Source organism: Ruegeria sp. HKCCD6119 (assembly GCF_013110585.1).
In the GTDB taxonomy this organism is placed as follows: domain Bacteria; phylum Pseudomonadota; class Alphaproteobacteria; order Rhodobacterales; family Rhodobacteraceae; genus Ruegeria.
In genome coordinates this window covers 50959-63301 of record NZ_WVQV01000004.1, presented here as the reverse complement: position 1 = coordinate 63301, position 12343 = coordinate 50959, and the positions used below count along the sequence as shown (strand labels likewise).

Genomic DNA, 12343 nt, shown 5'->3' with positions numbered 1-12343 from the left:
CGATGGATGGCACTGCTGATCAGGATAGTGAGGTTTTGGAAAGCGTGGAAGACAGCCGGTCACGCGCAAAAGCGTCCGACTGGAGCCCCCGTTGAAGCGGGCCAGTTTCGGATCACGGGCTTTCCGTGAATTTGCAACGTCAAAGGGTCCGGTCGACGGTGATCAATCACCTCTCGCTGGTGTCGCTTTCGGCGTAGTTGCGCAAATCGTCCATGTCGGCGATATCCGCGTGGTTCCTGTTGATCTTGACGCCAATGGGTTTCAACCGCGAAAACGCGCGGCTCAGGCTTTCGGGCTTCATCCCCAGACGTCCGGCGATCAGCATCTTGTCGTAAGGCAGTTCCACCTCGCAGCGACCGGACTCGCGATCGCACAGGTTCAACAGAAACTCTGCAACGCGTTGCGCCCCGGTTTGCGCCTTCAATTGCTCCAGCTGCGCCACCAGAGCATGCAGATGCGTGAACGTCGCAGCCAGAATTGAAACGCCGATTTCCGGGTCTTCCTTCATCAGGGACAGCAACACCGGGCTGGGAATATGCATCACTTCACAGGCTGAGACGGCTTCGGCGGACACGGGATACGGCACGTTGCGCAGCGCAACGGCCTCACCGAAGCTTTCTCCGCGGGTGAAAACGCTCACCACCGCTTCTGCCCCGGTCGGAGAGATACGGAACAGCTTGACCCAACCCGCCAGCACGACGTGCACGGCCTTGGCTTCTTCCTCTTGCAGAAAGATCGTCTCGCCACGGTCATATTGCCGCCAAATCGCTTGCCGCAGCAATGTATCCACATGCTGATCCGGCAAGCTGCGCAGAAGCAGAGACTGCCGCGCAATCGCCTTTTGTGCCTCGTGTGACATGAAGGCACTCCCTTCTTCATCCAGTCCGGGCGATGGCCCGGGATATCATCCCCAATGCCCTGCTATGCCAAAGCCGGCGTGGCAGTGCCAGCCTTTTTCTTGAAGATCAACTTGACAATTGTCATGTCACGGGGCCCGTCGCTGTCCTAGGTTCGGTTCACAGCCAGTTATCCGGGGAGCATGTCAGATGGATTTCGAGCGATTTTTCAGCCAGAGCCTCGACGCTTTGAAAGATGAAGGGAACTATCGGGTTTTCATCGACTTGCAGCGACGTTGCGGAGCCTTCCCGAACGCTCGCCAGACCGATGGTTCGATCCAGCGGGATGTGCGTATCTGGTGCTCGAATGACTACCTTGGAATGGGGCAACACCCTGCGGTCATCAACGCCATGCACGATGCGCTGGAGCGTTGTGGCGCCGGTGCGGGCGGAACGCGCAACATTTCGGGCACGACGCATGACCACGTTCTGCTTGAGGCAGAATTGGCAGATCTCCATGGCAAAGAGGCCGCTTTGCTGTTCACCTCGGGCTATGTATCAAACTGGGCCGCTCTGGGAACGCTGGCTGCGAAGATCCCCGGTCTGATCGTTTTCTCTGATGCGCTGAACCATGCCTCGATGATCGAAGGCATCCGCCACTCACGGGCGCAGAAGGTGATATGGAAACATAACGACCTTGCGGATCTGGAGGCCAAACTGGCCGCCGCCGACCCCGACGCGCCCAAGATGATCGCCTTTGAATCCGTCTATTCCATGGATGGTGATATCGCGCCGATCAAGGAAATCTGCGACCTGGCCGAGAAATACGGCGCGATGACCTATCTGGACGAAGTTCACGCCGTCGGCCTCTATGGCCCGCGCGGTGGTGGCATTGCCGAGCGTGAGGGCCTGATGGATCGCCTGACCGTGATCGAAGGCACGCTGGGCAAGGCCTTCGGCGTGGTTGGCGGCTACATCGCAGCCTCCGCAGCGCTGTGCGATTTCGTTCGCAGTTTTGCTAGCGGCTTCATCTTCACCACGGCCCTGCCGCCTTCGATCGCGGCCGGTGCTGCCGCATCTATCCGGCATCTGAAGCAGTCAAGCGCCGAGCGTGATCTGCAAAAAGCCCGTGTGGATCAGGTGCGCACCCGTCTGGATGCGGAAGGGATACCGCATCTGCCGAACCCCAGCCATATCATCCCGGTGATGGTGGGCGACCCGGTGAAGTGCAAGTTCATCTCGGATACGCTTCTTGAAGAATTCGGCATCTATATCCAGCCGATCAACTATCCCACTGTCCCCAAAGGCACCGAACGTTTGCGGATCACGCCGTCCCCGGTCCACACAGATGAGGATATCGATCATCTGGTCGGTGCTTTGTCGGCGCTCTGGCAGCGTTGTCAGATCGCGCGGATCCCACAGGCCGCTCAGTAATCAGACCCCCCTTTGCTTGACTTATGCCGCCTTTCGGGGCGGCATTTTTTTGCCTCAGACCAGATAGAGCGCAAAAATTACAACGGAAAATCCCGTCAACACCATGGTGAACCCACGCAGCCAGCTTTGGCTGTTCTCCAAATCCAGATAGTGTTTCAGGATCACGCGGGCCTTGATCAGCGCCAGCAACAGGATACCGCCAGCAATAATCGCGGTGGGCGCCCCAATCAGGGTCAGCAGCGCGGATCCCGCGCTGAGTGCCAAAAGCCCAAGCCAAGCCTGGGTCAGAGAGTTCGGCGACCTCTGACGTGAACTGTTCGTCAAAGATGAAGGTTGGGCCATCCGACTATCCCAGCAGATAGATCACTGGAAACAGCATGATCCAGACCAGGTCCACCATGTGCCAGAACTGCGCGCCCGCTTCGACGCTACTGGGGTCGTCGCGCCAAGCCACCAGCAACAAAATTCCAACCCCGGCGAGGACATGCGCGGCATGAAAGCCGGTCAGCATATAGTAGAACAGAAAGAATGGATGCGTTTCGTATCCTATCCCCTGAGACGCCTTGTCGGCGTATTCTGCACCCTTGATGATCAGGAACACGACACCCAGAAGCGCGGCAAAGATCAACGCCAAACGGGCCCGCAAACGTTGCATGCTCCGCCGCCAATGCAACGCCTGTGCGGCCAGATAGCCGGATGTCACCAATACCGCCGTGTTCAAGGCCGCACCCGTGCGATGCAGATGCGACTGCGCCTCGGCAAAGCCCGCCGGATCGGTCAGACGTACCCCCATGAAGGCGATCATCCCCGCGCCAAAGACCAGCAGTTCCGAAATGATCAGAACCCACATCAGGAACTCGCCCGGCAGTTCGTCGATCAGAGGGGCATCACTCATCCGCCGACCAACTGGCGATAGATCTGCGGCAGGGCCATGGTCAGGCGATGCGGATCTGGAATGACGGCGAAACCGCCCTGCCCGAACATGCGCGGAAACCAGCTTTTGCCGGTTTTATCGATGGTAACGCCGAACACCGACTGTCCGGCCCGGCGCGCCTCGCGTATGGCCATGCAGGTATCTTCGATGCCGTGGCGCCCCTCGTAGTGATCTAGGTCGTTTGGCTTTCCGTCGGTAATGACCAGCAGCAATCGGCGCTTGCGGGACTGGCTGGCCAGATCTGCTGAACAGTGTCGGATTGCCGCGCCCAACCTTGTATAATGTCCGGGGCGCAGCGACGCGATGCGCTGTTCAACTTTGGTTCCCATCGGTTCGTCAAACCGTTTGCAACGCTGCACATAGACGCGCTGACGCTTGAGGGAGCTGAACGCATGAATGGCGAAATCGTCACCGCAAGCATTCAGGCCCCAGGCCAAGGCCGCCAGCGCCTCGCGTTCGATATCGATCACGGCGCGGCCTGTGACCGCGCTTTCGGTGGATCGGCTGACATCCAGAAGGATCGACACCGCCAGATCGCGGGCCTCGGGGCGGGATTGCATCCAGACGCGTTCCGTCCCTTCACCATTTGCGCAGCGGTCAACCTGCGCCCGAACGGCGGCTTCCATATCCAGCTGGTCCCCGTCCAGATGGCCCCGGGTCATCACGCGCCCCGGGCGCAGTGCCTCGAATTGGCGCTTGACGGCACGAATGCGCCGCGCAGTGGCCGGATCCTTGCCGAACTCGGCAGCATCGTCGCGGATATCGGCATCCGAAAGCAGAACGTTCACATGATCCGGCAGGTATTGACCCGTCCGCACGTCCCATTCGGGATATAGAATACGGCCTGACAGGCGTTCGCGGTTGACGTCTTCGGGCGCCAGATCAAGGTGAAGCTTCAACCTGGTAGGCGGCGCCTTTGAGATCTGACCAAGACCGATCTCTTCCTGATCGTCAGCCGCCTTCTTGGCGTTGTCGGGATCGTCGTCATCGATGCGGCGGTTGATATTCAGAAACTCGGCCCAACTGAGGATGGCTTCGAACTTGTGCAGAATGAAACTGTCGCTGCGCTCGGCCTGATCCGATTTGCGGCGCCGGGCACGGTGTGTCTTTTCGCCGGATTCCTCTGGCGGGCCTTCGGTATCGGGGTTTTCAACCTCGTTGTGTTCCGAGAACCCAACTGCGCGCAACTCCGGCCACAGGGGAACCGGGCGCAACGGCTGATAGCCGCGCGGGGCGATCAGGTCGTCGTCAAGTGCCAGAAGGAGCTCGGCCTGATCCGACAGGGGCTTGGGATCGCCCAGCATATGACGGATCAGTTCTTCGACCGCGGCCTCGGCAGGCGGCAGGCTGGGGATGTCGCGCTGATACAGCACACCCTTGCACAGCTCGGTATACAGCGGACGCAAGCCTGGCGCATCGTCCAGAGTCGCCTCGACCATATGCCGGGCGGCGATCAAGGCACGCAGGTCGGCACGCAGAGGATCTTCTTCGTCAATTCGGGTTCCGGCATGGGCCGCGGCGGCGGCCAACCAGACATAGAGCGCGCCGTTTGCCTCGCGCGCGGGGAATACTGCCAGACGGTCGGGCAGACGCAAAATCTCTCCGTCGAACGAGGCGCGCGGCATCAATTCCACTTCGGTTGCAAGTTTGCGGCGCCAACTCAGGCGGTGGCGCGAAACCTCGGGTGAGACCGGGCGCAATTCAACGCCCGGACCACCCCCAAGCCCCCGAAAGAGGACTGCCAGCCGCCCCGCGACCTCGGAAAGGTCGACCGCGGCTCCAACATGCACCTGGGGTGCATCGAGGCGGCTGGCAAGGGTGTGCCACAGTTTCCCGATGGTTTCTTCGGGTTCCCATGGCTCAAAGTCGATCCTGACCATCGCCGGCCTCACCCAAAGACGGCGGTGACAAGATCGAGGAGCCCGCGTTTGATATCCTCGTCATCGGTCAGAGGTTCGATCATGGCGGCAAGGATGGCGCGGTCGGTGGACATGCCCTGCGCGATCAGCGTCGCAGCATAGACGACCAGCCGGGTGGACACGCCTTCCTCGAGGTCCTGACCCTTGAGCCCGCGCAGCTTGCCCGCCAACCGCACCAGCGGCTTACAGCGTTCCAGCGGCAGGCCGCTTTCCTGCGCGACCACTTCGGCTTCCATCTGAGGCGAGGGAAAGTCGAACTCCAACGAGATGAACCGTTGGCGGGTCGAAGGTTTCAGGGTTTTCAGGATGTTCTGATAGCCGGGGTTGTAGGACGCCACCAGCATGAAACCGGGCGCGGCCTCAAGCTCTTCCCCGGTGCGGTCGATCGGCAGGATGCGCCGATCGTCGGTCAGCGGGTGCAGCACCACGGTCACGTCCTTGCGGGCCTCGACCACCTCGTCGAGATAGCAGATCGCACCTTCGCGCACCGCGCGGGTCAGGGGGCCATCGACCCAGACGGTTTCGCCGCCCTTCAGCAGATAGCGCCCGATCAGGTCGGCGGCAGCGAGATCGTCGTGGCAGGCCACTGTATAAAGCGGGCGGCCAAGCTTCGCGGCCATATGGGCGACAAACCGGGTCTTGCCGCAACCCGTCGGGCCTTTCAGCAGAACCGGCAGGTCGTTTTTGTAAGCGGCGTTGAAGACGTCGCACTCATCGCCCTGGGGCAGGTAGAAGGGGGCGTTTGCCGCCCCCTCTTTCAGGTTCATGGAGCCATCCATATCCATCACTCCGCAGGGGTTTCAGCCGCGCCGGGTTCGATGACCTCTTTGCGGGGAACCCAGATCGAATAGATGAACAGCAGCGCCCCGAGGACAACGACCAGACCAGAGCCAAGACGCATCCAGTAGAAGATCGCGATCTGGTCCTGTACGTCCATGAAGTAGTCTCCGACCACGCGCTGCATATGTGTCTGCACGGTGCCGCCGAAGGTCAACACGAAGGTCATGAAGACCATGCCGCTGGTCATCAGCCAGAACGAGCCCATGTTCAGAACCTGATTGTAGGGATCACGGTTCTTCAGGATCGGCATCGCATAGCTGAAGATCGCCAGGTTGAGGCAGACATAGGCGCCGTAGAAGGCCAGGTGACCGTGGGCTGCGGTGATCTGCGTGCCGTGGGTATAGTAGTTCACCCCGTGCAGCGTGTGCAGGAAGCCCCAGACACCGGCACCGAAGAACGCAAGCGTAGCACAGCCCAGCGACCACAGCAGCGCGGCCTTGTTGGGGTGGTCACGACGGCCTTTCCAGACCATGACGAAGGCAAAGGCCATCATCGCAAAGAACGGGATCACCTCGAGGCTCGAGAAGATCGAACCGATCCACTGCCAGTATGCAGGCGTACCGATCCAGTAATAGTGGTGACCTGTGCCAAGGATGCCCGAGAACAGCGCGGCGGCGACGATGACGTATAGCCATTTTTCGACTACCTCACGGTCCACACCGGTCAGCTTGAGCATCAGATAGGCCAGGATCGAGGCCATGATCAGTTCCCACACACCTTCGACCCACAGGTGGACGACATACCACCAGTATTGCTTGTCCAGCGACAGGTTGCCCGGGTTGTAGAAGGCGAACAGGAACAGCAGCGCCAGACCCCAAAGGCCCAGAAGCAGGATGTTGGTAATGGCGGTCTTCTTGCCTTTCAGAACGGTCATCGACACGTTGTAAAGGAAGATCAATGCAGCCACGACGATACCGGCCTTGACCCATTTGGGCTGTTCCAGGAACTCACGCCCCTCTTTGCCCAGCAGCCAGTTGCCTTCGAACAGGTTGAAGACATAGGTGACGACCACGCCCAATGTGCCGACAACAAGGATGATCAGTTGCAGATAGGCCAGCTTGGGCGAGTGGATCTCGCGCTCGGCTTCTTCCGGGATCAGGAAGTAGGCCGCGCCAAAGAAACCCAGGATCAGCCAGACGATCAGAGAGTTGGTGTGCAGCATCCGCACGATGTTGAACGGCAGAAGCTCACTCAGGAAATTGGGGAATACATAGATGAAACCGGCCAGAAGGCCGCCGATCACCTGTATCGCGAACAACGCCATGGCTACCGCAAAGTAGGCATAGGCGATTTTTTGGGATTCGTATTTCATTGTTTCGTTCCCTTTCTCAGCCTGCCTCGTTGGGCGGCCAGCCCTGCGCGTCGATATTGTCCGTCCAGATCAGGAAGTTGGTCAGGTCACGGAGTTCTTCGTCGCTGAGGTTGAAATTGGGCATTTGCCGACGACCGGGAATGCCGGTCGGTTGTGCTTCCATCCAGCCCTTGAGGGATTCAAAGGCTGATTCCGGGTCGTCCAGCACGCCCCAGCGGGTCATCACGTTGCCGACTTCCGGAGCAAAGTAAGCCCCTTCACCCAGAATCGAATGACAGTTTACACACGCGTGTTTTTCCCAGACATGCTTGCCCCGGACCACACTGTCATCCAGCTTTGCGGCATTTTCGGAATTGACGATATACCAGTGGGAATGGGCCGAAAGGGCCAGAAAGATAAGAATGAAGAACAGTGACCCGCCATAAAAAATATTGCGGGCCATGCTCTTTGTCATGACGTCTCGCATTGCGCTCTCCTTTGCGCAGATTAGCTAGTGTCAGCAACATGACGGGCGGGACGCGGCAGTGCCTTAACGAAAGTCAAGACTTCTCAAGTATGCTCTGGAACGAGGTCAGATGCCTGACAAACAGCAAGAACCACGAAAAAGCCTGGGGTTCGCCTTGATATCTGAACCAATCGTGAGGAATGTCGCGTCGACATTTTAGTATGGCAGAGCTATCCAAGCGCTTGAGAGAACAAGTGTAAATTCCGCGTCAAAGAGTGATGGGTTAAAATGGCAAACTATTCCTATATCGGTTATACGCCCGGCGTAATCACGGTGAATACGATTGGGCCGGATACGGTTACATTGGATGTCAATTTTGATCCTGACACGGATCGTCGTTTGTTCAGCGTGACAGACGCAGCCGGTGGATTTATTCAAAACGGCGGCGGACCACCCATTGTCGATACTGGCGATGTTTTCAACGGTGACCGCTTCGATAACGAAGACGGCGATGATCTGACGCAGACCGGCACCATCACCACCCTTGATGGCTCGACCACCTTTCTTAGTGGCCCAATTTACCTGGAAGAATCCTATATTCTGTCCAAACCAGGCGGGGGTACGATTACAGTTTATCGTGTGGAAGTTGCCGGAACTTTGGGTGGTTACATAACCTCTGAACCCCTTGTGCCCGGCACGACATACTCGATGAACATCGTGAATGTTACGCCGACCAATGCTCCTGACACAACAGATCCGACTACTATCATTGACGTGCCGTGCTTCGTAGCCGGAACATTGATAATGACTCCAAAAGGTCCGAGGACTATCGAGGATTTGAAGGTGGGTAACGCGGTCGTCACCGCGGACAACGGACTGCAACACATACGCTGGATCGGCACGCGGCATCTGGACCAAGCAGCGCTTCGCGCCCGTCCCAGGCTGAAGCCCATCCGGATCCAAGCCGGTTCACTGGGTGATCACTTGCCCCAGCGTGATCTTTTCGTGTCACCGCAACACCGTATGCTGGTCCGGTCGCCGATTGCCGTCAGAATGTTCGACGCCGAAGAGGTTCTTGTTCCTGCTCACATTCTTGTCGGCGTGCCCGGCATTTCAATCGCTGATGACACCTGTGCTGTGACCTATGTCCATCTTTTGTTCGACCGTCACGAAATCATCTATGCGGAAGGCGCACCCTCCGAAAGCCTGCTTACCGGCGCGCAGGCCTTGTCCAGTGTTCACCCGGACGCACGGGCGGAAATTCTTGAATTGTTCCCTGAATTGGATCAGTGCAATTACGTTCCGCTGGCCGCACGACGGATACCGGAAAAAGGGAAACGCGCTCGTGCCTTGGTCCATCGTCATATCAAGAATGAGCGGCCTCTGATTGCTAAACGATAAGCGCCGCCCGAACAGACTTCAGGACTGTTGCACGGCGCGGGGGCCGGTCAGGGCAGGCCACATGGCAAACAGATACAGCCCCATTGCTGCGATCCAAAATCCATCCGCAGTCAGCATCGCCGTCATGTACCCTCCTGTCATGTCGGATCCCAGCCAACGCACAAGCGCTGCAACCGCCATCAAGCCATAGGCAATCGCCATGGGCTTTGGCGCGACAAGGGGGCGGCCGCTGTGGCCCAAGGCGGCGCGGCTCATTACGGCAAGGGTCATGCCGCCAACGCAACCAATGCCCAGAACGTGGAGCGCGCCGATCTCATTTCCCATCCCGATGGCAGCCAACCCCCAGAGAATCAGACCCAGCGCCAGCATCCCGAGACCCAGATGCAGCGCGATCAGGATCGGTTGACGCAAGGCCCAGCCTGTTCTCCAACGCGCCATGCGCATCAGTTGAACACTGCCCATCACCAAAGCAACGGCCCCCGCAACAGGCCCGACATCAAGTGCAAGCACAAGCAGGGGCAGCAACAGCGCCAGAATCATCGTCGCCCTGTCCAGCCTGGCCACGGATACCGGCCACGATGCTTCGGGTTGACCCGCTCTTTTCATGGCATTGCGTGTAAAAGCCGGCGTAATCCGGCCACCCAGTATCGCGATCATCGAACACAAGGTCAAAAGCCCGGCCCGAATGCCGGTGTTCAGCGTATCCACCGTGACCCCCATCCATTCCAAATGAACCATAACGTTCGAGGCCAACATCAGAACCAGAAGATACAGAAACACCATATTCTGGGGCTTTGGCCGACGAACCAGTTGGCTGGCAATCTTCAGCGCCAGAATGGGGACAAAGCTCAGGTCCACAACAGCGACGAACAAGGGTGGCAACACTCCGGAAAACCAGACCGCCAGACGCCCGGCCATCCAGATCAATGCGACAAGCGTGATAAAACGGGCCCGCGCCTCGGGCGCACCGGTCCAGTTCGGCACGGCGGTCAGAAAAAACCCCCCCAAGGCGGCCGTTGCATACCCAAAAATCATCTCATGCGCATGCCACATCACCGGGGGCATCGCATAGCTTTGGTCCATATAGGGCATCAGTCCGTCGAGCGACGCCAACCATACGCCCCACGCGACCCCTGCAAACATACCGTAAAGACCCGCCGAAAGAAAAAAGACCCGGAACCCTTCACTGAAAACACGCGCGATTACAGCTGTCATGCCTGCTCTCCATAGCTTTTTCCGCCGTTGAACAATGTGTATTGCCCACAAGACCCGGCGCCCTTAACCAAAATCAAGACCGGGCTTAAACATGTGTGAAAAACACAAGTTTTATTGGGGGTTTTGATCCGTGTTTTCTGTCCAAAGTGCCTGGTCTGCGCCCTTCCCGTTGACTTTGGTCAAGGATGACATCCACGTGATGTTTCACTCTCGACACCGCCTCACCACGCATATGGAGAGTGATCATGTCACTTGGAATCAGCTACAACAAACCCGGCCGCGCCTTCGGGGTCGGATTGGCAATGTTGTTGGGCAGCGTCGCTGCTCCGACTTTCGCCGAAGAGCCAACTTTGAGCGAAGAAGCCTTTGAATCGTCTAAACAGCTCTATTTCGAACAATGCGCAGGCTGCCACGGCGTCTTGCGCAAAGGTGCCACGGGTAAAAACCTGGAACCGCATTGGAAAAAGACCGCCGCCGACGGCACAGTAACAGAAGGCGGCACCCTCCAACTGGGGCAGGAACGTCTTGAAAAGATTATCGCCTGGGGTACCGAAGGCGGCATGAACAACTTCTCGGACATCATGACCGAGCAGGAAATCAAGGATATGGCGACCTACATCATGATGGAGCCGCCAAAACCACCTGAAATGTCGCTGGAACAGATGATGGCGACGCGTAAGGTCTATGTCGAAGAAGAGGACTATCCGACCGAGCCGCTGCACGGCCGCAACTGGGAAAACTTCTTTGTCGTCATCGAACGTGACGTCGGCAAGGTGGCCGTGATCGACGGCGACACCAAAGAAGTGCTGACGCACATCCCCACCGGCTATGCAGTGCACGTTCTGAAAGCATCCGAGCACCACTCGCTGGAAGAGCCTGAACAGCCTGGCCGGTTCTGGTACACCATGGGTCGCGACGGCAAGATGACCAAGATCGACCTTTGGCAGACGCCGGACAAGATGTTGGTATCCGAAGTCAAGATTGCATATGACGCCCGTGACGTCGCCGTTTCCGGCGATGGTAAATACGTCATCGGTGGTGGCTACTGGCCGCCGCACTTTGCAATCGTTGATGCCCAGACCATGGAACCGGTCAAGGTCGTATCGACCCGCGGCGTGAACGTTGACGGCGAGTATGTGGAAGAAGCCCGGGTGGCTGCCATCTACACCACTCCGAACGAACCCACCTGGATCGTTGCAGTGAAAGAACTGGGACAGCTGTGGCAGGTCGATTACACCGATCTAGACAACCTTCGGATCGACAAGATCGACAGCGCCAAGTTCCTGCATGACGGGTTCTTCGATCCGACAGGCCGTTACTTCCAGATCGCTGCAAACGCGTCGAACAAGATGGTGGTTGTCGATACCGAAACCCACAAGCTTGAGGCGATGATCGACACAGCCGCGCTGCCGCACCCTGGTCCGGGCGCCAACTGGGTCGACCCGAACTGTGGCCCTGTCGCTGGTACAACCCACCTTGGCGTTGGCACCGTGACTGTCTGGGGGAACGATCCTGAAAACCGTCCGGATGATGCCTGGAAGATCTGCTACGAAGTGGAAACCGACGGCCCCGGCCTGTTTGTCCGCACCCACCCGAATTCGGACTACATCTGGGCTGACCAGACCAAGCACCCGGAGCCTGAGATTCAGCAATCTGTGCAGGTCATCTCGAAAGAGACCGGTGAGATCGTGAAAACCATCCAGATCACCGAAGACGAAGGCAGCGCCGCTGTTCACTTCGAATTCAACGCGGATGGCACCGAGGTCTGGGTCTCTAAGTGGAACCTGTCGGACTCGAAGGAACCCAACGGTCAGATCGTGATCTTCGACGCGAAGACGCTGGAAGAAATCGGTCGGATTGAGGGGCTTTACGCCCCGACCGGCAAGTTCAACGTCTACAACCGGTCGAACCACGTCACCTGACGAGGTCAGGACGACTACAGGAAAGGGCGGGCCCCTCGCCCGCCCTTTCCTTGTTTGAGTCATCAGCCAAACTCACCGGCCTGCC

Annotated in this window: 11 protein-coding genes; 3 read left to right on the top strand and 8 right to left on the bottom strand. The window is 58.4% G+C overall.

Annotated features, from left to right (window positions below):
• Positions 1 to 166 precede the first annotated feature (166 nt).
• Positions 167 to 859: a Crp/Fnr family transcriptional regulator gene (locus tag GS611_RS11935; RefSeq protein WP_171635915.1), complete on the bottom strand. Its 693-nt coding sequence runs from the start codon at positions 857 to 859 to the stop codon at positions 167 to 169.
• Between the two features lie 187 nt (positions 860 to 1046).
• Between GS611_RS11935 and hemA the strand changes: the two genes are divergently transcribed.
• Positions 1047 to 2270: a 5-aminolevulinate synthase gene (gene hemA / locus GS611_RS11930; RefSeq protein WP_171635913.1), complete on the top strand. Its 1224-nt coding sequence runs from the start codon at positions 1047 to 1049 to the stop codon at positions 2268 to 2270.
• 54 nt (positions 2271 to 2324) lie between these two features.
• Here the strand turns inward: hemA and GS611_RS11925 are convergent, their stop codons facing one another.
• Genes GS611_RS11925 through GS611_RS11900 form a run of 6 tightly spaced genes read right to left on the bottom strand, consistent with a single transcriptional unit; the run spans position 2325 to position 7741 of the window.
• A complete protein-coding gene (locus tag GS611_RS11925) occupies positions 2325 to 2612 on the bottom strand; it encodes a cytochrome C oxidase subunit IV family protein (RefSeq protein WP_171635910.1) in 288 nt (95 codons plus the stop codon).
• Between the two features lie 4 nt (positions 2613 to 2616).
• Positions 2617 to 3165: a cytochrome c oxidase subunit 3 gene (locus GS611_RS11920; RefSeq protein ID WP_171635908.1), complete on the bottom strand. Its 549-nt coding sequence runs from the start codon at positions 3163 to 3165 to the stop codon at positions 2617 to 2619.
• Positions 3162 to 5084, bottom strand: a complete 1923-nt coding sequence (locus GS611_RS11915; protein WP_171635906.1) for a nitric oxide reductase activation protein NorD — start codon at positions 5082 to 5084, stop codon at positions 3162 to 3164. Before GS611_RS11915 ends, GS611_RS11920 begins: the two co-directional genes overlap by 4 nt.
• Positions 5085 to 5092: 8 nt before the next feature.
• Positions 5093 to 5902 carry a CbbQ/NirQ/NorQ/GpvN family protein gene (locus GS611_RS11910; protein WP_371732252.1) on the bottom strand — a complete coding sequence of 270 codons (810 nt, stop codon included), beginning with the start codon at positions 5900 to 5902 and terminating at the stop codon, positions 5093 to 5095.
• A 5-nt stretch (positions 5903 to 5907) separates the two neighbouring features.
• The gene (locus GS611_RS11905; protein ID WP_152460361.1) at positions 5908 to 7275 is read right to left on the bottom strand and encodes a cbb3-type cytochrome c oxidase subunit I; all 1368 of its coding nucleotides are present in this window, start codon (positions 7273 to 7275) and stop codon (positions 5908 to 5910) included.
• A 16-nt stretch (positions 7276 to 7291) separates the two neighbouring features.
• Complete coding sequence (locus GS611_RS11900) at positions 7292 to 7741, bottom strand: cytochrome c (RefSeq protein WP_152460362.1); 450 nt, start codon at positions 7739 to 7741, stop codon at positions 7292 to 7294.
• 267 nt (positions 7742 to 8008) lie between these two features.
• Here GS611_RS11900 and GS611_RS21140 point away from each other — a divergent pair, with 267 nt between their 5' ends.
• Positions 8009 to 9121 (top strand): Hint domain-containing protein, encoded by a 1113-nt coding sequence (locus tag GS611_RS21140; RefSeq protein ID WP_253285008.1) that lies wholly within the window; start codon positions 8009 to 8011, stop codon positions 9119 to 9121.
• 18 nt (positions 9122 to 9139) lie between these two features.
• On the opposite strand, the gene GS611_RS11890 is transcribed toward GS611_RS21140, so the two are convergent.
• Positions 9140 to 10336 carry an NnrS family protein gene (locus GS611_RS11890; protein ID WP_171635902.1) on the bottom strand — a complete coding sequence of 399 codons (1197 nt, stop codon included), beginning with the start codon at positions 10334 to 10336 and terminating at the stop codon, positions 9140 to 9142.
• Between the two features lie 245 nt (positions 10337 to 10581).
• Between GS611_RS11890 and GS611_RS11885 the strand changes: the two genes are divergently transcribed.
• Positions 10582 to 12258 (top strand): cytochrome D1 domain-containing protein, encoded by a 1677-nt coding sequence (locus GS611_RS11885; RefSeq protein ID WP_171635900.1) that lies wholly within the window; start codon positions 10582 to 10584, stop codon positions 12256 to 12258.
• Positions 12259 to 12343: the final 85 nt, after the last annotated feature.

Coding starts and splice junctions, on each gene's coding strand:
- GS611_RS21140 (WP_253285008.1), top strand. CDS start 8,009: ATGGCAAACTATTCCTATATCGGTTATACGCCCGGCGTAATCACGGTG.
- GS611_RS11925 (WP_171635910.1), bottom strand. CDS start 2,612: ATGGCCCAACCTTCATCTTTGACGAACAGTTCACGTCAGAGGTCGCCG.
- GS611_RS11885 (WP_171635900.1), top strand. CDS start 10,582: ATGTCACTTGGAATCAGCTACAACAAACCCGGCCGCGCCTTCGGGGTC.
- GS611_RS11900 (WP_152460362.1), bottom strand. CDS start 7,741: ATGCGAGACGTCATGACAAAGAGCATGGCCCGCAATATTTTTTATGGC.
- GS611_RS11920 (WP_171635908.1), bottom strand. CDS start 3,165: ATGAGTGATGCCCCTCTGATCGACGAACTGCCGGGCGAGTTCCTGATG.
- GS611_RS11905 (WP_152460361.1), bottom strand. CDS start 7,275: ATGAAATACGAATCCCAAAAAATCGCCTATGCCTACTTTGCGGTAGCC.
- GS611_RS11935 (WP_171635915.1), bottom strand. CDS start 859: ATGTCACACGAGGCACAAAAGGCGATTGCGCGGCAGTCTCTGCTTCTG.
- GS611_RS11890 (WP_171635902.1), bottom strand. CDS start 10,336: ATGACAGCTGTAATCGCGCGTGTTTTCAGTGAAGGGTTCCGGGTCTTT.
- hemA (WP_171635913.1), top strand. CDS start 1,047: ATGGATTTCGAGCGATTTTTCAGCCAGAGCCTCGACGCTTTGAAAGAT.
- GS611_RS11915 (WP_171635906.1), bottom strand. CDS start 5,084: ATGGTCAGGATCGACTTTGAGCCATGGGAACCCGAAGAAACCATCGGG.
- GS611_RS11910 (WP_371732252.1), bottom strand. CDS start 5,902: ATGGATGGCTCCATGAACCTGAAAGAGGGGGCGGCAAACGCCCCCTTC.